This is a genomic window from Bradyrhizobium sp. USDA 4473 (assembly GCF_054063335.1).
On sequence record NZ_JBSSGE010000001.1, the window covers coordinates 589782 to 606856 of the forward strand.

Consider the following 17075-nt stretch of genomic DNA (forward strand, 5'->3'; position numbering starts at 1 on the left):
GGGGCCGGACGTTTCTAGAACTTGCACCGGTGATAGTTGACCTCCATCCCCTCGATGCCCGGGAACTGGCGCGTGATCGTATCGTCGTCGACAGCCTTCAGGAAGAACTGCACATTCGATACCATGATTCCAGACGCGCAGCCGACGATGATGTTGATGTTCTGGCCGTCGTCCTTGCGCGATTTGATCTTGCAGTTCTCGAACTTGCCCCTGAGGCGATCAGCCTCGGCGATGAATCCTCCGCCATACACGCCCGAAAAGTTCGAGAAGGTCAGTTGGTTCGCCCTGCCCTTGCGGACGAACACCTTCCCGCATTGGGCCGCACTCGTCGCCCAGGCCCCTGTAAGATCGAACGCCAGCGCATGATCTGGCACTGCGAAGGTCATGCCCGTCGCCACGATTGCGCGAAGCTTGCGGCCCGGCTTCATCCGGCGTCTCCCTGTTCTCGCCCGTCAGTGACCACTGAGCACTAGCGTCTTGATCGGCAGCAGCAGAGCCTGGATCCGAAGAAGCAATGCATGAACGAGGGCTGTCGCATCGACGGCGTGCAGGGCGAAGCCCTTCAACGCGCCGGTTTTCGGATCGGCAATCTGGTCGTGGTTGCTCGTGTAGGCATTGACGATGCAAGTGCTGCCCGGCGTCACGCCGTCGAGGCCGTTCTTGTAGAGCGGCTCGAGGAACACGAGGATCGAACCCGGCTGGTCCAGATTCTTCGGGTCGATCAACAGCTCGCTGGCCCGAAACTGGCCCGTGGCGATGAAATCTTGCACGCTGGTGACGACCAGCGGAATGATAACCCAGGGCTTCGACATGCAAGTGGCTTCCGCGACCATACCGGGTTTCATCACCTGGGCCTCGATCTGCCCGAACCCCGCCTGCAGCCTGTTGCGACCTGCTTCCTCGGGTATCATGACTCCGGCCGGCCGCATGATCTGGGCGACGAGATCTCCGGGACGAACGAGGAATTGCTCGACGCGGCCGTCAACGCCGGCACGGACGAAGGTCTTGTCGAGATCGACCTGCGCCTGTGCGCGCGCGGCCTCGGCGCTCGCCTTCTCGGCCGGCAGCAGTGTGGAGATGCGCAATGTCGCCGACTCCTTGGCCGCGCTGGCGGCATCGACGCCGGCTTGCCGCTGATCAACCAGAACCTGCAGCTTCTCGATGTCACGTTGCGGCACGATGCCGGGATTGCGGCGCTGCAAATCGCTCTTCACGTCCAGTTCGTCCTTGGCCTGCTGCAGGGAGGCTTTCGCCTCGCCGATCTGAGCGTCCGCCTTCACGACGTCGGCCTGCGCCGCGATCAACGACGCATCCACTTCGGCGATCTTTCGCTTGGCGGTCTCGAGTGCAGCCTCTTGCTTCGAACTGTCGAGCCGGAACAGAACGTCTCCCTTCTTCACCGCCGCGGTGAAGTCGACGTTGACTTCGACGACACGGCCGGAACCCTCAGGCAAGATCGGCACGGTCCTGAAATAGATCGCTGCGTTGGTGGTCGAGGGATGGAAGTAGAAGATCATCGTGATCAGGGAGATCGTGAGCATCAGGCAGCCGGTGATACCCCACCGAAGTTCGTACCAGACGGAGAAGAACGTGATCTCCTTGCCGAACCGCTTGCCCTGCCGATAGCGACGGTAGAGGTAATCCGGCAGGATCGTCACCAGCGAGCAGATCATGAGCTCAAGCATGGTTGAGCACCTCCAGCTTCGCCGCGGCCTGGACGTCGGAGCTTGCCGCCGGGTACCTCGGCCTCGGCTTCGGCAGCGGGCGTGCCCGGTGCGGCGTCGGCAATGCGCTCGACGGAGTCGGCTATGCTGCGGATCGGCGTGCCGAAATCCGGCAGGTCGATGAGCGCCAGCAGCAGGCCGGCGACCCAGAAGATATGCATATGGGTGAAAAGCGAAATCAGGCCGAGAACGCCGACGATCTCGAACTGAAGCTTCTGGGACTTGTGCGCCATGCGCTCCGGCAAACTGTGCAGCTTCCAGTAGAGGGTGCCAACCCATAGGACCGTGCCGACAAGGAAAATGCCCATCACGACCGTCAGGGTGTCCGAGCCGTCGGCGCCGGGCATGAAGAACGGCAGATGGTGCGGAGCCAGCGGATGCATCTGTTCGCTCAAGCCAAGCCTCCCTGCGGCGATCAAATCGCCGCGACCCTCGAACGACATTGGGTGCCCTCCTATCGCCCCGATTTGATCTGGATCAAGGATGGCGGTTGGCTGGTCCCTACCTTTGAAGCGCAAGGTGGAAGATCGGGCCTTAGGAGTCCCCAGCCATGCGAGACAAGATCGATGACCTGATCCCGAACGCGCACGAGATCCAGAAGCAGGCCGCGTCCAAGGAAGCCGAAAAGGCCGAGGAGCATGCGAAGCGTGCGGCCGCCATCGAAGCTGAGAAACTCGCCTTGATCGAGCGGCTCAGCAAGCCCTCCGGGCTCACCGAGGACGAGAAGGTCAAGCTGGCGTCGACGGTGATTCAGCGCGCGGTGCGCAACGGCTTGAGCGAAGTTCAGGTCTATCGTTTCCCGAACTCGCTGTGCACCGACAAGGGGCGGGCCATCAATCAGATGGAGGCCGGCTGGGAGAAGACGCTGACAGGTATACCCAGGGAGATATACCAGCTCTGGTCCGACTACCTGCAGCCGCGCGGCTACCGCATCCTCTATCAGGTCGTCGATTACCCCGGCGGCATGCCTGGCGACATCGGCATCGTCATTGCCTGGGGCGACTAGCTCAAACGATAGACGGGGTATCCATGGCGAAAGACAAACCCGCCGATAAGATGAAGCGCAAGGATTATGAAGAAGAGCTGCAGAAGCTACAGGTCGAGCTCTGCCGTCTCCAGGATTGGGTGCAGGCGAACAAGCTCAGGGTCATCATCCTGTTCGAGGGACGCGACGCTGCTGGCAAGGGCGGAACGATCAAGGCCCTCACCGAGAAGGTCAGCCCGCGTGTGTTTCGCGTGGTCGCCCTCCCCGCCCCGTCCGATCGCGAGAAGTCCCAGCTGTTCATCCAGCGCTACATGCAGCATTTTCCGGCTGGCGGGGAAATCGTGATCTTCGATCGCAGCTGGTACAACCGCGCCGGCGTCGAATATGTGATGGGGTTCTGCACGCCGGAGGAGCACAAGCGGTTTCTGTCGCTTTGTCCGCAGATGGAGCAATACATCATCGAGGGCGGCATCATCCTGATCAAGCTGTGGCTCGAAGTCGGGATGGACGAGCAGGAACGGCGCTTTCGGGCGCGGATCGACGATCCGATGCGGCAGTGGAAACTGAGCCCGATGGACACGGAATCCTACCGGCGCTGGTACGATTACTCGCGCGCGCGCGACCTGATGTTCAAGGCCACGAGCTCGAAGCACGCGCCCTGGAACGTGATCCGATCCGACGACAAGCGGCGGGCACGGCTGAACTGCATCTCGTTCCTGCTGAAGAACATTCCCCACGGACGGATCAAGCGCGACAAGGTCAAGCTGCCCAAGCGCTCAACCAAGGGCCGCTACAATGATCAGGCCGGTCTCCGCGGGATGAAGTTCGTCGAGGAGCGCTACTGAAAGGCCAGGCCGCGGCGAGCGTGCGACCTGGGTCTCTCGAACCTACTTCAAGCGGATGGAAACGCCGCCCACAGCGGCCGAGACCTCGGCGCCGACCTTCGGGCCGCTGAGCTGCAGGATCACGCCGTTAGCGTTTTGCAGTTGCACCCCACCGGCGCCCGCGGCAATTGCTCCGCCGGCGCCTGCGACGCTGTAGGAGCCTTCGATCGAGGCGGGTCCCCTGAGGTTGATGGCACGCCCGACAAGCTTGGTGGTCGAAGCACCGATCGTGAAGCCGACGCTCATACCCGACACCGTGAACGGATAATGCTTGCCGCGCAGCGTTAGGACGCCCTCGCCGCCTCCGACGCCGACGATGAAACCACCCTTGGTGAAGATGACAGCCACCGAGCCGGTTTCAGCCAACGATGGCGCGCTGAATCCGGCCACGCCGATCGCCAGTGCAGCAAGAGCTCCGATCAAACCCGCCTTCCTCATGTTCCCTCCAGGACCTGTTGTGTCGAATACTATGAAGCAGCCTTCAGCTTCGGCGCTGCCGTCTTCGGCCTGCCTTTCCTGGCGAGCGCCTCGGCCGTCACGAGCTTCAAGCCCTCGGCCGCGTCGTAGCCATGGATCTCCTTCACATCCAGCTTGCGCATGAAATCGATGGTTTCCTGTGTGATCACCTGGCCGGGCACCATAATCGGGAAGCCAGGCGGATAGGGGATGACAAAATTCGCCGAGACGAGATCGGGCCCATCCTTCAGACGCCGGTCGATCTCGGGATCGTTCAGGCGAATATATTCGCATCCCGCGGCGTCATAGGCCGAGTAGAACCCGCCGCGGATGTCGCCCTCGTTTGTCTTGGTGCCGGCGTCGCTGCGATAGGCGGCGTGGAAATGCGAGAAGTTCGGCAGGTCGGGCACGTCCTTCATCAGGCTGTTGACACGCATGTCGAAATCGACCCTGGCGGTCGCGCCGGCCTTGGCGAGCCCGCGATCGATCTCACCGGCAATTTCTGCCAGCACCCGGACGAGATGCGCGACATCGCTCCGCGTGTTGTTGATGTTGGACTGGATCAGGACCGAGTTGCGCGAGGTTTTGTTGACCTGGATGTTATAGCGGCTAGCGAGCAGTCCCTTGAACTGCGTACCGTCGTACCCGGCCGTGCCGCAGACCAGCGTCATGCGGGTCGGATCGAGACAGAACTCGTCGTCGTTCAAGCTCTTCAGCGCGCTCGCCCAGTTCGTGCCATCAGCCAGATAATCCGTGAACCCGCTCTGGCGATATTGCTTCGGCACCATGGCATCGGCGCCGAGCACGCGGAAATACCGGGAGATCAGCGGGTTGGTGTTGACCGCATTGCGGATCGCGAACGCGATCTCCATGGCATTAGCGACCAGTCCATAGCCCTCGAGTTCCATCTGCCGGCGCGAGACGTCGAGGCTCGCGATCAGCTGCTGGTTCGGACTGGTCGAGGCGTGGGTGAATACCGCCTCCTTGAACTGCGCCTCGACGGTTTGGAATTCGATGTCCTTGACGGCCAGCATCGAGCCCTGCCGGATCGCCGACATCGACTTGTGCGTCGAGTTGGTCTGATAGACCCGCAGTCGGATTTTGCGCGGATCGGGGATCAATCTGGTCTTGAGCAGAACCTCATCGGAAGGGTTCTTGCCGAGCTCGGCCTGCTGCTTCTCGTAGGCGGCGACCGATTTGGGATCGCGGATCCAGGCCTCGATCTGGTTTGCCGCCCCCATCGCGGTTCGCCGCCGCAGGAACGGTGAGAACCGCGCGAAGCCGAACCAGGCCTCGTCCCACAGGAAGATCAGGTCCGGCTTGATGGCGAGGCATTCCTCCATTACCCGCCGCGTGTTGTAGATGTGACCGTCGAACGTGCAATTGGTCAGGTCGATCATTTTGACCCGGTCGAGGCGGCCATCGGCCTTGGCGTTCAGAAGCGCCTGCTTGATCGTGTTCAGCGGCACCGCGCCGTACATCGAGTATTCCGTCATCGGAAATGCCTCGACATAGAGCGGCTGCGCGCCGGCCAGCACCATGCCGTAGTGGTGCGACTTGTGGCAGTTGCGATCGACGATCGCGATGTCGCCGGGGCCGAGCAGTGCCTGCACCGCCATCTTGTTCGATGTCGAGGTGCCGTTGGTTACGAAGTAGACGCGGTCGGCGCCGAGGGCACGCGCGGCCTTCTCTTGCGCCTTCTTGATGTTGCCGGTCGGCTCGAGCATGCTGTCGAGGCCGCCGGTGGTAGCGCTACTCTCCGCTAGGAACAGGTTCAGCCCGTAGAATTCCCCCATGTCGCGGATCCAGTCCGACTTGAACACGGACTTGCCGCGCGCGATCGGCAGCGCGTGGAAGGTACCGATCGGCCGCTGCGCGTACTTTTTCAGATTGTCGAAGAACGGCGTGTCGAAGCGGTCCTGCACGCCTTCCAGAATTGAAAGATGCAGTTCGAGAATGTCCTCGACCGAGTAGAACACTCGGCGCACAACGTCGGCCTCGGGATTGCCTGCCAGCTCCTCGACGTCGCGATTGGACATGAGGTAGAGGTCAAGCTCGGGACGGACCCGCTTCAGGATATGGGCGAGCCGCAGTGCGGACGCATCCGACTCGTCGTTGAGGCCCATGGCGCCAGTCATGGCACGAAGCACAGGCGCATCGTGTCGCGAGCGCAGTCCAAAGCCTTCGTTGATCACGACCGCCGCAATATTGGGGTTGAGCATGGCCGCACAGAAGGCGTCCTCGAGATTGCCCACCACGACAGGCTCATAGATGAAGGCGTCGACCGGACGCCGCAGCTTGCGCCACTCCGACAGGAGCCCCGGCCAGTTTCCGGCCGGCACACCGGTCACGATCAACGTTTCGAAGTAGGGACGGCGCGCCGCCGATAGTCCGAGAGTCGGCGGGAGAAGATCGGGAACATCGCCATTGCCCTCATCCTGCGTGCTCCAGTCGCTGGCGTGCTGGCGGAAGGATTTGGTCTGAAGCGCTTGGGCGATCCGCGCCACGAGCATATGCGAGGTAGCGGCGTCGCCTGCTACCGCGGCTTCCTTCAGCGCGGCCATCAAACGCAAGCCCGGGTAGCCGTGAAATTCCTCCGTCACCGCAAGCGCCGACAGCGCGGCCTCATATGCCGCAAGGTCGCCACCGCTGCTCCACATCTTGGCCGCCTCGACGAGATCGCGCCAATTGTCGGCTCGCCCGCCGGGTCCCGAGAAGAACTGGTCGATGCGCTGCTGTGCCGGCTTCGCCTCGTTTGCCATTATTGTCTCCCGATCTTAGCGCTGGTGCTGTCCAATCGTAAGAACCGCGATCATCGTCCTCTTTGATCCAAGTCAAACCGCAGCCCAATCGGGCCGGTTAACGAGCTAGTTCGCCGGCGGAAACTAGCGCACCCACTCGCCTTCCCCCGGATCGACATTCAAGCCCGCCGTATAAAGCCGCAGTGACTGCATGCGGTTGCGCCGACGAAGCCGATACGCGTTGATTCAGATCAAGGCCTCGCGGTCGGTGACGTGGCTGCTGTCGTGCCCAGCTCGATGACCGTTGGATGAGGTTGCATGCGTCAGCACCGCTTACGGGCCTTCACAATCTGTGCGCTTCTACTGCTCGGCCTGACCTCACCTGCGCGCGTCGACGACAAGGGCTCGCCCGAGCGCCTCCAGGAAGAGATCTGGGTGTTGCCGCTTCCACTGCCGATGTTCGCTTATCTGGTTCGTCCGGTCGGCGACGGCCCGTTGCCGCTGGTCATCATGAACCATGGCGTCTCGCTCAAACCCAGGGATCGCAGCTTCTTCCCGCTGGTCGAATTCCGCGATGCCGCGATGTGGTTCGCACGGCGCGGCTATCTCGTGGTAGCGCCGGTCGGGACCGGCTATGGCGCGGCAGCGATCGATATTCCCGAACGCGGGATTTACGGCCCGTTCTTCTCCAAGATCGGCAAATGCACTAATCCGAATTTCCTCGATCCGGGCCTCGCCGTCGCGCAGGTCGATCTCTGGATCATCGACTATTTAGCGGCCGAGCAGCGCATCGTGCCGAAAGACGTCATCGTGGTCGGACAATCGGCCGGCGGCTGGGCGGCGATCGCGCTGTCGAGCCTCAATCCACCCCAAGTCAAGGCCATCATTACCTTCGCGGCAGGCCGGGGCGGCCGTGTCGATGGCAAGCCTAACAACAATTGCAATCCCGACAAACTGGTCGAAGCGACGGGCGCGTTCGGGCACACCTCGCGGGTGCCGATGCTGTGGCTCTACATCCAGAACGACACGTTCTTCGGGCCGGTTCTATCGAAACGAATGCACGAGGCCTTCACCACCGCTGGCGGCCGTGCCGAGTACCATCTGTTGCCGCCGTTCGGCGACGAAGGGCACTTCCTCATCGGTTCTCCCGATTCCATTCCCACCTGGTCGCCATTGGTCGAACGATTTCTGGGCAACGTTCGCTAGGTAATCACGCCCCGCTGGAGGAGCATCCATGGTCCGATATGAAGTCTTGGCCAAGTTGATGCTGTTCGCGGCCGGCATCAGTGCGGCCCACGGCCAACAGGCGCCTTCACCGCCCGCCGCGGTCAAGCACGGCGGCGAGGTAGCCCCGCGGGGGGCGCGCTCGCTGGTCCGGGACATCAAGTATGGCGAGTGGCGAAAGCTCTGCTTCAACGCCGCCGGCGCCAAGACATTGTGCCGAACGACGATCACCGGCACCTTCGCTACCGGCCAGACCGCGGTTCGCGTCGATCTGGTCGAACGCGAGGACGGCAGCGACCGCGTCCAGCTCTTCCTCCCGGTCGGGATGTATCTGCAGGCAGGGGTCAAGCTATCGGTCGACCAGAAGGCCGTTCATCGCCTGCCCTATACCTGGTGCGTGACTAACATGTGCATTGCGGCAGATGTCGCCGATCCCAAGCTGCTCGAGGACATGGATGGCGGGAAAGCGCTCTCAGTCGAGGTTGTCGATAGCAGCATTCTGACGATGACGACCTCGGTGCCTCTTGACCGCTTTGCGGCCGTGCGCAAGGGCGTCCCGGCGCTGACGCTCGATCAGGCCATTGATGAATAATCGGGACCGCAATCGCTAGGCGACGCCTTCCAACAGCCGCTCGATCGGCTGAATCAGCGAATCGGCGGTGAACGGCTTGGTCAGATAGGCCACGCATCCCGATGCCATCGCGGCCATGCGAGTCGCCGGGTTGTCGTTTCCGGTGATGTAGATGACCGGGACGTCGATGCCCAGATCCGCGAGGCGATTGCGCAACTCGATTCCGGAACCATCGCTGAGATTGATGTCCAGGACCAGGCACACCACGCTTTCAAAGCTGCCATCCCTCAGCAAGGCGCTCCCGGTCTCAAACAGCCTGGATGCAAATCCATACTGCCGCAGAAGCCGTCCGATCCCACGGAGCATCGAGGGATTATCATCCACGACGAAGACGAATTTCGCGGTCGGCAAATCCTGAGGCCTCGTCCTGATCGCTGAATGACCTTCATCCGCCTGTAGACGAGGGACATGTCAAGCGGCTATCGGCGTGCAACATCGTCGCAGCCAATGGCGGAGATACGCTCCGTCACAGAGCTTTCATATTGTACCATGGGACAGGACGAGCAGAGCTCCCGGTGGATCAAGCCTTGATTTCATCACCGGATGCGCGCGTGCCGAGCCGCTCCGCGATCGAAACCAGCTCGGCGAGTGACTGCACCTGCATCTTCTCCATGACCTGGTGACGATGCGCTTTGATCGTGCGTTCGGTGGTGCCAAGCTCGTGCGCAACCTGCTTGTTGATCCGGCCGCACACGATCAGATCGAACACCTGCCGCTCGCGCGGGGTCAGCTTCGCCAGCAGCGCGCGGAGTGAATCGAGCCTGTTTCGCTGGCCAAGGGCTCGTTCATGCCGCGCGACGGCACGATTGATTGCCTCGATCAGCTGGTCGGAGGCGATCGGCTTGGTCAGGAAATCCTCGGCACCGGCCTTGATGGCCTGGACAGTCGTCGCGGTGTCGGCATGTCCGGTCAGGAATACGATCGGAAGCGTCGACCCCAGCTCGTTCAAACGACGCTGCAACTCCGGGCCACTGATTCCGGGAATGCGGACGTCGAGCAGGATACAGCCGGTCTTCTCGTCGTCGGGCGATCGATCGAGCAACTCCCGCGCCGATGCATATGTGGCAACGCAATAGCCTGCGAGCTTCAGCCGGCGCTCAAGAGCTGCGCGAAACGAGGGGTCGTCGTCGACTATGTGCACGTAAGCGTGCATTATCGCTCCACCGCCGGATGATCGCCGCTATCTGTAGAATGATGATCAGCGGCAATCTGAAAAATGCTGCGTTCGTCGTAAATCCGACCTTACGTTTCGGCAAGCAAGACCCAAACGCGCTAAGCCGCCAGTGGCAGCGAGAGGTGAAATACCGCTCCTCCGCCGGACTGATTCTCAGCCCAGAGCTGGCCGCTATGCGCCAGAACGATCGTCCGTGCGATGGACAGGCCGATGCCCATCCCCTGCTCCTTCGTGGTGAAAAACGGATCGAAAATATCGTTCAGGCTGTCCTGCGGAATTCCAGGACCGGAATCGCAGATCGAAATCACCGCCGACGCATCGCCGTTGACCTCGGTCCGGCCGATGATCGTGCGTCCGTAGGGCATTTTGGCCATCGCATCCATGCTATTGACCACAAGGTTGAGGATCACCTGCTGCAGCTGCACCGGATCACCTTTCACCGGCAGAGTCTGCGGTGAGGCCTGCAAATAGATTGCGACGTTGCGCGCGGACGCCTGCAGCTTGAGGAAGTCAAACGCTTCCCGCATGATTTGGTTGAGATCGATCTCCTTTTTCTCAAATGGCGCACGCTTCAGCAGGCTGCGCATCCTGCGGATCACCTCGCTTGCACGGAGATCGTCGCGCTTGATGTCGGAAATGATCTCCCGCACCTCATGGAGGTCGGGAGCTGGCGAGGCCAGGATCAACTCCGCGCTCTCGGCATTGGTCAGGATCGAGCCCAGCGGCTGGTTCAGCTCATGGGCAATCGAGGACGAGAGTTCTCCCGCAGTCGCCTGTCGGTTGATATGGGCAAGGTCAGACAGACGATTGCGGGATTCGACCTCGGCCTTGCGCCGCATGAACCGCTCGTGCAGCAGGAATGCAATCAGTGTGGTTTGAACCACGAGCGCCGTGGTAAGGGCGATCGCCCGCCAGCGGTATTTTTCCAGGAAGGTCGGCTCACGAAAGCGAATTTCGCTGCCTTTCGGCAGCTTCGCTTCGCTGACATTCCAGCGCTGCATCTGCCGCCAGTTGAAGATCGGCTTCACGGCATCGACCACCGACGGGGGCAGGCTTTCCGGCGCCTCGCCATCCAGAATTCGCAGCGACCGCCGCGCCGCCTCGGCGCCGATCAGCGAGGGGACAATGGTGAATCCGCCGATGCCGCCGGCGTCGAGGAAAGTTTCCGACGCAACGATGATCGGCCGATTTGCTCTTGCCGCGACAAACGCGAGGGCGTCCGAGGGCGGATAGTAATTGCCTTTGCCGTCGCTATAGAGGCCCGTGTAGATGATCGCGCTATGATCGGGGAGCGCCTTGACGCGCTCAACGACGTCAGACATCGGATGGCCGACAATCTCGATGATGTCGAGACCCGGAATGCCAGCCGTAGCCTCGTCCTTCCAATTCCGGAATAGAACCTGCCTATCCCATTCCGCACCAATAAACACCACAGACCTGAGACCTGGCACCACGGCGCGGGCGACGGTGACGGCGTCCCTGAGCTTCGAGGTCACGATCCCGCCGGTGACATAGGCCGGCGGACGCAATCGCTTGAAATCGGCCTCTTCGACCAGTGCGAACACGATTGGCGTGTCGGGCCAAAGCTGCGGGCGCCAGCGGAGTGCAAGCTCCAGCGCAGCCGCCCCAACCGTAACCACGACGCCGATCGGCCGATCGCGATACTTCGCCTCGAGAAACCGCCGGAAATCCTCCTGATAGGCTTCACCGCCGAAGCGATTGAGGTCGAGGCTCTCGGTGTAGACGGTGGTCGGCGCGTGACCGTGGGCGCTCACAGCGTCCCTCAGCCCAACGAACACCTGGTAATAGAACGGCCCACGCCGATCGGACTGGTCCAGCACCAGCATGGAATGGGGGCGCATCTGTTGCGCCCGCAGACCAGCCGGCGCCAACAACACAGCCAGCAGGATGATCAGTCCAGAGAGCCGAATTGCACTGCCCATGGCGTTCGGAGCCGGAGACCAACAAGTTGAAAACCTAGCACCCGGTTATCGTCGTGAAAATTGAAAAGTAATCTAAGACGGTGCGCATCAATTACGAACAAATTGCCGCATTTCGCGCACCCTGTCCTTTGGGACAATGCCCTCAGGACCAATAGAGACTGACCGGGCCCTGTCGTAGAGATTGCGCGCGGACAAGCATTTCGAGCCGCCACGGACGCTGCAACAGTCGTTATCCAAGAGAGTTGGTCCATGTTCGCTCGCGTCAATGTCAGACCGGCCAATATACCGAGCATCCTCGGCGGGCTGACCGCCCAGCATACCAACTGCATCACCAGCGAATTCCATTACCGGAAAGGCACCGAGATCTACGGAGAGAAGGAGCCGGCGGAGTACGTCTACCAGGTCGTTTCAGGGGCAGTCCGTAGCTACAAGCTCCTGTCCGACGGACGCCGTCAGATCGGCGCCTTTCACCTCGTCGGAGACATTTTCGGCCTAGAGAATGCCGAAACACACCGGTTCACGGCCGAGGCCATCGTCGACACTGATGTGCGCCTGATCAGGCGGACCAGCCTCGAACGGGTGGCTGATTCCGATTTCGCCCTGGCTCGCAACCTGCTGATCATGACCACCAGCAACCTGCGGCACGCCGAGGATCACATGCTGCTGCTCGGCCGCAAAACCGCGTTGGAGCGGGTCGCCGCGTTCCTGCTCGAAATGGATCGCCGGCTGACCGGGGTCGGCGTCGTCGCCTTGCCGATGTGCCGGCGCGATATCGCCGATTACCTCGGGCTCACCCTCGAGACGGTATCGCGTGCGCTGTCCAAGTTGCACAGCTATGGAGCACTCGACTTCCTCGGCTCGAACCAGCGCGAAATCATGCTGGTCGACCGTGACCAGCTGGCCAGGCTGGACAACTGAGCGCGGCGTTACGAGGATTTCGCGAGCATCCCCTGGCGTTCGATGGTCTTTTGCAGCACTTCGAACAGGACCGCCGTCGACCAGCCGAACATCAGGATGCCATTCATGGCCGCCATCGGCCCGACCAGCAGCCACTGCTTGACCGGGGTGATGTCGCCATAGCCGAGCGTGGTGTAATTCACGAAAGCGAAATAGAGCAGATTGCTGCCGCCGGATGCTGCGCCGAGCAGCCAGTAGGCCAAAGTCCAGACCACGATCTCAAGCGTGTGAGCCAGCATCAGCGCAAGCGCGGTTGCGACCATCACGCCGCTGAGTTCTAGCCACGCCCGGCCGGACGTAGTCAAGCCGATGTTGCGAAGCCACCCGATGGCCGCAACAGTCCACAGCGAATGGATCACGATGTTGATCGCACTGACCGCCGATCCTACGAGGAGCTGAAGCAACATCATCGCTCTCCCAGCAGCCGCGCGCGATCGTCCCGTATCCACGCCGTGACCAACTCCCAGGCGACCGCGAGAATGATTGGACCTATGAACAGGCCGACCATGCCATGGGCCAGTGTGCCGCCGATCACCCCGACGAGGATGACGGGTGCCGGTGTGGTCAGGCCCCGCCCCATCACCAGCGGCTTCAGCACATTGTCGAGGACACCGACAACCAGGAAGAACAACGTCAACGCAAGCGCCGTCGTGAAGTCCTTGGCCGACCAGAGCCAGATGATAATTGGAACGAGCACGATCGCGGCCCCGACCTGCACGATCGCCAGCAGCATCACGACAAACGCCACGAGCCCCGCACTCGGAATTCCAGCCAGCTTGAAGCCGATGCCGGCCAGCAGGGACTGCAGAACGGCGATGCCAATGACGCCCCGGGAGACCGCCCGAATGGTTGTGCCTGCAAGGCCGAGGAAGTGCTCGCTCTGTTCCGGCACGATGCGGGACAGGAAGCTTCGGCACACCGCGGCAAGCTGCAAGCCATGCGGAAACAGAAACCCTGCGAGCACGACCGCCAGCAGAAACTTCAGCATCCCAACCCCGGCATTGCTCGCAAACGCAAACAAGGTCCCGCCTAACGGCTTCAGATGCGGAACGACCTCGCGCAGCACGGCGCGCAGATTGGTCGACGCCCGATCCCAGACCTCATAGAGCGGCCCGCCGACCAGCGGCCAATCCTTCACCTCCGGCGGCGGCGACGGCACAACCACGTTGCCGGCGCTCAATTGCCCGGCGAGCTCCCTCACCCCCTCGACGGCTCCAATCCCCAGCCAGGTCGCCGGCCCGATGACGACGCCCAGCGAGGCCAAGGTCAAGACGAGAGCCGCGATGCCGGCGCGGCCGCCGAGCATGCCCAAAAGCCAATTGAAGACGGGATGGAGCGCGACCGCCAGCACCACGCTCCAGGCCAGGATCGGCACGAACGGCCGAACCAGAACGAACGACCAGGCGATTAACAGCGCCAGCAATCCGAGGCGAATTGCGAGCTGAATGAACTCGTCTCCGGCCACGAGCTGGCGAAGGGTTTTCAAGGGCGTGCTTTCGATTGAGCGTCAGCAGGCACGCAGGAATCGGTGCCATCGCCCTGGAACGCACGGCTTGATCCAGATCAAGCGCCGGCTCGCCCCAGGCTGCGAAGCTTGGCTGCGCACGATCGAAAAGCCGGCTTCCCTTTCGGCTGCCATGCGATCACGACTGCCTGTGTCACCCGATGTGGAGGACGTCATGATGAACACCAGAACCTTGCTGGCCCTGACCCTGCTTGCGAGCACGATCGGTATTGACGCCGGCCAGGCAGCCCCACTACCGACCAGCATCGCCGCGATGAAGGGCGCGGTCGACAATGCCACCGTTCAGGTTCGGTGGGGTGGCTGGGGCGGCGGCTGGGGCTACCGCGATTGGCGCGGCTATGGCGGCTGGGGCGGATATCGAGGATGGGGTTATCGCGGTTGGGGCGCGGCTGCTGCTGGCGCAATCGTCGGCGGAGCCATCACAAGCTCGGCCTATTACGGTGGATATCCCTATTACGGCACCGGATATGGTTACGGCTATGGCTCCGGATACGGCTATTGCCCGCCCGGCGGAGGCTACGGCTACTACCAACCGCATTACTACGGCTGGTAGGCCAGCGCATCCGGCCCTTCGGTGATGTCACCGAAGGCCGAGGAGCGAACGCCGATAGCCGCTCTCGCGCGCTTCATTCCTGCACACGAAGCTGCCACTAAAGCCCTTGGCATAGCGTCGCTGCTCTTTGAGGTAATAACGGCCACGGTGAAAATCGAGCCAGACCACGCTATCGCCGGGGCAATGCCGCTGGGCCTGAGCCTCATACCGGAAAGGCGTCAGCGGCAGCGCAATCGCCTGTTGTGCGCAGCAAAGCAGGACGATTGCGGCCCAAGCCCCGACGCCTAAACTTGCGATCGGGCAATCTCGACGTCCGATCGAATTTGCAGCTAATCTGAAGCGCATTCATTGCCGCCGGGAGTGATCCGTGTCGTGCTGAAAATCCTGCTCATATTGCCTGAGCTTCGCGGGCGACGCACCTGAATACGGCGATTTCAGCATCACGCACGGATTATGCGCAGCTTGTGAAGCGAAGCGGTCATCGATGAGGCGATCGCAGCAAGCGCCGGCCCGTCGACATCCTGATCGGCATGATCGCCCCGATGATTGACCAGATCGGCGAGGATGCGCATGTCGTCGCTGACATCAGATCGCTCAACTTCAAATAAGGTGCCGTTCAGGATGACAGCAATCCAAAGGCGATCGCCACACTCGACAGCATCCCGGCGGTCATGACTACGACCCTGAAGGCAATATCACCGTCGACCACGTCGAACCAAGCACGCAGCCGATTGCGAACGCCAGCCTGCCGGCCTGCGCCATGCACTTGCCAAAACTTATGGCGGTCGTACCCCATGATTGCCACTGTAGATCATGGTTCAACAGGATGACCAGTGCAGCTTGTGCCAATCCATCAAACCCAGATGCGGCAGATTCGATGACCCAATTTGGCTATGCGGCCTGCCCGGTGCCGCCGCAACATGCTGAGACAATGCATTAGCGGCTTGGCGGCCCACCACCAGAGCCGGATCGCTCAAGCCGGAACGACATATCTCGGGACACCTCGCCTGACGTTCGCTTCTCGCTTGGCGGAGGTCCGTCTCTAAGCTTCCTTTCGAGTCTGCGGTAATCCGAATCGGACGTTCCTCTTCCGACGCGCTCTTCGAGGGCATCGCGCCACATATGGAGCTCTTTGATCCAGAGGTCGCCGTGCGAGCGACGCGATCAAACGGGTTCCGCTCCACAACCTTCAGCGAAGCGAGCTCTTCCCTATTCAAATACGCCATCCTTCCTGGCGGGGTCATCACCATCTTTCCAATCACCGACGGAGGAACACGGAGCTTGGCCGATAGCCTTGCCAGCTTGATCGTGTCGCGAAGCGTACCAAGGTCTTCGTTGCCATGCATGTTGGAAACCGAATGGACGCCGATCTTGCCGTCCGGCGCCACGTAACGCTTCGCGCCCGCCAGGAAGATAAAAGCGCATGCCGAGTCGCATTCTCCGGAAACGTAAGTGGCGAACTGTTTCTGGTGTACAAGCATGGCGATCCGGAAACCCTCGTAGAGAGAGCCTCCGCCGGAATCGAGATCCAGGCCGACGATCCGTCGCTCTGCACCAAGGTAACCGCGGAAACGGACAAAGTCCCCATCCCGAATGTCATCCCTGAGTTTCAAGACATCGCCGAAGCACCCGGGGACACGGGAAAATTCCATCGCGAGACAGGTCGTCGCGAACAATGCGACCGCGATGTTCAAGACGAGGGCGGTAGCCGGCATCGAGCGACCACGACAAGGTCGCATCGCCAATCCGAGCAGATCCAGACAGCACTGCGAGGCATTCCGGCTCTTTACGTAGGCATCGGAAAATAGCGCGCTGAGGACTCTCAAAGCGTGCGTCTTGGCTTCCACGGCGCTCCCCCATTTGACCCTGGATCTCGCACGAAAGACAGAACATGGAAGCCCGCCGTAGCTTGATCTGAATCAAACCAACAACTTCGCAGGCAGGGTCCACGACGATGCCATTGAGTCCTGAAGGTCAGCAGGTCGCCGGTAGCTTCTTGTCGCGCGGCGACGACGGTGCCGTTCGCAGGCGTCTGCAGACACTCGGCACAATGCTGGGGGCTTGACGAAGGGGCAAACGCGCGGGAAGCCCGTCGGATGAATGCAATTGCTGACCTGCGAGGCGACGCATCGCGCCTCGCATGCAACGGCCCTCGTGATCGACGCGGCTGCCGACTCAGGTTGATTCAGCACGCGCCACACACGACAAAACAGCCGAGGTAAAAGGGGCTCCGCGCTATGGCTCGTCGGCTGATGGTTGCGGGGTGATTTGAACCTAC

General features: G+C 61.6%; 19 protein-coding genes. 6 read left to right on the forward strand and 13 right to left on the reverse strand.

Features of this window, described 5'->3' with window-relative positions; genetic code table 11:
- Positions 1 to 14: 14 nt before the first annotated feature.
- From ACVW17_RS02800 to ACVW17_RS02810, 3 genes are read right to left on the reverse strand one after another with little or no spacing between them, the layout of a single operon-like run.
- Entirely contained in the window at positions 15 to 428 is a 414-nt protein-coding gene (locus ACVW17_RS02800) for a hypothetical protein (protein ID WP_456750357.1), read from the reverse strand.
- A 24-nt stretch (positions 429 to 452) separates the two neighbouring features.
- The gene (locus ACVW17_RS02805; RefSeq protein ID WP_456756309.1) at positions 453 to 1685 is read right to left on the reverse strand and encodes an HlyD family secretion protein; all 1233 of its coding nucleotides are present in this window, start codon (positions 1683 to 1685) and stop codon (positions 453 to 455) included.
- On the reverse strand, positions 1670 to 2098 hold the full coding sequence (locus ACVW17_RS02810) for a hypothetical protein (protein ID WP_456798926.1): 429 nt from the start codon (positions 2096 to 2098) through the stop codon (positions 1670 to 1672). Before ACVW17_RS02810 ends, ACVW17_RS02805 begins: the two co-directional genes overlap by 16 nt.
- 176 nt (positions 2099 to 2274) lie before the next feature.
- Between ACVW17_RS02810 and ACVW17_RS02815 the strand changes: the two genes are divergently transcribed.
- Both ACVW17_RS02815 and ppk2 read left to right on the forward strand, forming a co-directional pair.
- Entirely contained in the window at positions 2275 to 2730 is a 456-nt protein-coding gene (locus ACVW17_RS02815) for a hypothetical protein (RefSeq protein WP_456750358.1), read from the forward strand.
- Between the two features lie 23 nt (positions 2731 to 2753).
- Positions 2754 to 3554, forward strand: a complete 801-nt coding sequence (ppk2, locus tag ACVW17_RS02820) for a polyphosphate kinase 2 (RefSeq protein ID WP_456750359.1) — start codon at positions 2754 to 2756, stop codon at positions 3552 to 3554.
- Positions 3555 to 3596: 42 nt separating this feature from the next.
- On the opposite strand, the gene ACVW17_RS02825 is transcribed toward ppk2, so the two are convergent.
- Complete coding sequence (locus ACVW17_RS02825) at positions 3597 to 4031, reverse strand: hypothetical protein (RefSeq protein WP_456750360.1); 435 nt, start codon at positions 4029 to 4031, stop codon at positions 3597 to 3599.
- A gap of 29 nt (positions 4032 to 4060) precedes the next feature.
- Positions 4061 to 6811 (reverse strand): decarboxylase, encoded by a 2751-nt coding sequence (locus ACVW17_RS02830; protein WP_456750361.1) that lies wholly within the window; start codon positions 6809 to 6811, stop codon positions 4061 to 4063.
- 297 nt (positions 6812 to 7108) lie between these two features.
- Between ACVW17_RS02830 and ACVW17_RS02835 the strand changes: the two genes are divergently transcribed.
- Both ACVW17_RS02835 and ACVW17_RS02840 read left to right on the forward strand, forming a co-directional pair.
- On the forward strand, positions 7109 to 7996 hold the full coding sequence (locus tag ACVW17_RS02835; protein ID WP_456750362.1) for an alpha/beta hydrolase family protein: 888 nt from the start codon (positions 7109 to 7111) through the stop codon (positions 7994 to 7996).
- Between the two features lie 46 nt (positions 7997 to 8042).
- Complete coding sequence (locus ACVW17_RS02840) at positions 8043 to 8606, forward strand: invasion associated locus B family protein (protein WP_456796767.1); 564 nt, start codon at positions 8043 to 8045, stop codon at positions 8604 to 8606.
- Between the two features lie 15 nt (positions 8607 to 8621).
- Here ACVW17_RS02840 and ACVW17_RS02845 read toward each other — a convergent pair whose 3' ends face one another.
- From ACVW17_RS02845 to ACVW17_RS02855, 3 genes are all read right to left on the reverse strand, one after another.
- Positions 8622 to 8996 (reverse strand): response regulator transcription factor, encoded by a 375-nt coding sequence (locus ACVW17_RS02845; RefSeq protein WP_456750364.1) that lies wholly within the window; start codon positions 8994 to 8996, stop codon positions 8622 to 8624.
- A 169-nt stretch (positions 8997 to 9165) separates the two neighbouring features.
- Positions 9166 to 9798, reverse strand: coding sequence for a response regulator transcription factor (locus ACVW17_RS02850; RefSeq protein ID WP_456750365.1), 633 nt, complete (start codon positions 9796 to 9798; stop codon positions 9166 to 9168).
- Between the two features lie 119 nt (positions 9799 to 9917).
- Positions 9918 to 11762, reverse strand: a complete 1845-nt coding sequence (locus ACVW17_RS02855; RefSeq protein ID WP_456750366.1) for a sensor histidine kinase — start codon at positions 11760 to 11762, stop codon at positions 9918 to 9920.
- A 249-nt stretch (positions 11763 to 12011) separates the two neighbouring features.
- Here ACVW17_RS02855 and ACVW17_RS02860 point away from each other — a divergent pair, with 249 nt between their 5' ends.
- The gene (locus ACVW17_RS02860) at positions 12012 to 12680 is read left to right on the forward strand and encodes a helix-turn-helix domain-containing protein (protein WP_456750367.1); all 669 of its coding nucleotides are present in this window, start codon (positions 12012 to 12014) and stop codon (positions 12678 to 12680) included.
- An 8-nt stretch (positions 12681 to 12688) separates the two neighbouring features.
- On the opposite strand, the gene ACVW17_RS02865 is transcribed toward ACVW17_RS02860, so the two are convergent.
- Complete coding sequence (locus ACVW17_RS02865) at positions 12689 to 13126, reverse strand: ion channel (RefSeq protein WP_456750368.1); 438 nt, start codon at positions 13124 to 13126, stop codon at positions 12689 to 12691.
- Positions 13126 to 14205 carry an AI-2E family transporter gene (locus ACVW17_RS02870; protein ID WP_456750369.1) on the reverse strand — a complete coding sequence of 360 codons (1080 nt, stop codon included), beginning with the start codon at positions 14203 to 14205 and terminating at the stop codon, positions 13126 to 13128. The genes ACVW17_RS02865 and ACVW17_RS02870 overlap by 1 nt, the downstream gene beginning before the upstream one ends.
- Positions 14206 to 14398: 193 nt before the next feature.
- Here ACVW17_RS02870 and ACVW17_RS02875 point away from each other — a divergent pair, with 193 nt between their 5' ends.
- Positions 14399 to 14797 carry a hypothetical protein gene (locus ACVW17_RS02875; protein WP_456750370.1) on the forward strand — a complete coding sequence of 133 codons (399 nt, stop codon included), beginning with the start codon at positions 14399 to 14401 and terminating at the stop codon, positions 14795 to 14797.
- Between the two features lie 27 nt (positions 14798 to 14824).
- On the opposite strand, the gene ACVW17_RS02880 is transcribed toward ACVW17_RS02875, so the two are convergent.
- The 3 genes from ACVW17_RS02880 to ACVW17_RS02890 all read right to left on the reverse strand — a co-directional run bounded on the left by ACVW17_RS02880 (position 14825) and on the right by ACVW17_RS02890 (position 16644).
- Complete coding sequence (locus ACVW17_RS02880; protein ID WP_456750371.1) at positions 14825 to 15142, reverse strand: hypothetical protein; 318 nt, start codon at positions 15140 to 15142, stop codon at positions 14825 to 14827.
- Between the two features lie 95 nt (positions 15143 to 15237).
- Positions 15238 to 15369, reverse strand: a complete 132-nt coding sequence (locus tag ACVW17_RS02885) for a hypothetical protein (RefSeq protein ID WP_456750372.1) — start codon at positions 15367 to 15369, stop codon at positions 15238 to 15240.
- A 246-nt stretch (positions 15370 to 15615) separates the two neighbouring features.
- On the reverse strand, positions 15616 to 16644 hold the full coding sequence (locus ACVW17_RS02890) for a hypothetical protein (RefSeq protein ID WP_456750374.1): 1029 nt from the start codon (positions 16642 to 16644) through the stop codon (positions 15616 to 15618).
- Positions 16645 to 17075 lie beyond the last annotated feature (431 nt).

What these genes read in the sequence shown, in the direction of transcription:
- ACVW17_RS02800 (WP_456750357.1), bottom strand. Translation starts at nt 428, where the DNA reads ATGAAGCCGGGCCGCAAGCTTCGCGCAATCGTGGCGACGGGCATGACC.
- ACVW17_RS02805 (WP_456756309.1), bottom strand. Translation starts at nt 1,685, where the DNA reads ATGCTTGAGCTCATGATCTGCTCGCTGGTGACGATCCTGCCGGATTAC.
- ACVW17_RS02815 (WP_456750358.1), top strand. Translation starts at nt 2,275, where the DNA reads ATGCGAGACAAGATCGATGACCTGATCCCGAACGCGCACGAGATCCAG.
- ppk2 (WP_456750359.1), top strand. Translation starts at nt 2,754, where the DNA reads ATGGCGAAAGACAAACCCGCCGATAAGATGAAGCGCAAGGATTATGAA.
- ACVW17_RS02825 (WP_456750360.1), bottom strand. Translation starts at nt 4,031, where the DNA reads ATGAGGAAGGCGGGTTTGATCGGAGCTCTTGCTGCACTGGCGATCGGC.
- ACVW17_RS02830 (WP_456750361.1), bottom strand. Translation starts at nt 6,811, where the DNA reads ATGGCAAACGAGGCGAAGCCGGCACAGCAGCGCATCGACCAGTTCTTC.
- ACVW17_RS02835 (WP_456750362.1), top strand. Translation starts at nt 7,109, where the DNA reads ATGCGTCAGCACCGCTTACGGGCCTTCACAATCTGTGCGCTTCTACTG.
- ACVW17_RS02850 (WP_456750365.1), bottom strand. Translation starts at nt 9,798, where the DNA reads ATGCACGCTTACGTGCACATAGTCGACGACGACCCCTCGTTTCGCGCA.
- ACVW17_RS02855 (WP_456750366.1), bottom strand. Translation starts at nt 11,762, where the DNA reads ATGGGCAGTGCAATTCGGCTCTCTGGACTGATCATCCTGCTGGCTGTG.
- ACVW17_RS02860 (WP_456750367.1), top strand. Translation starts at nt 12,012, where the DNA reads ATGTTCGCTCGCGTCAATGTCAGACCGGCCAATATACCGAGCATCCTC.
- ACVW17_RS02865 (WP_456750368.1), bottom strand. Translation starts at nt 13,126, where the DNA reads ATGTTGCTTCAGCTCCTCGTAGGATCGGCGGTCAGTGCGATCAACATC.
- ACVW17_RS02875 (WP_456750370.1), top strand. Translation starts at nt 14,399, where the DNA reads ATGATGAACACCAGAACCTTGCTGGCCCTGACCCTGCTTGCGAGCACG.
- ACVW17_RS02880 (WP_456750371.1), bottom strand. Translation starts at nt 15,142, where the DNA reads ATGCGCTTCAGATTAGCTGCAAATTCGATCGGACGTCGAGATTGCCCG.
- ACVW17_RS02885 (WP_456750372.1), bottom strand. Translation starts at nt 15,369, where the DNA reads ATGCGCATCCTCGCCGATCTGGTCAATCATCGGGGCGATCATGCCGAT.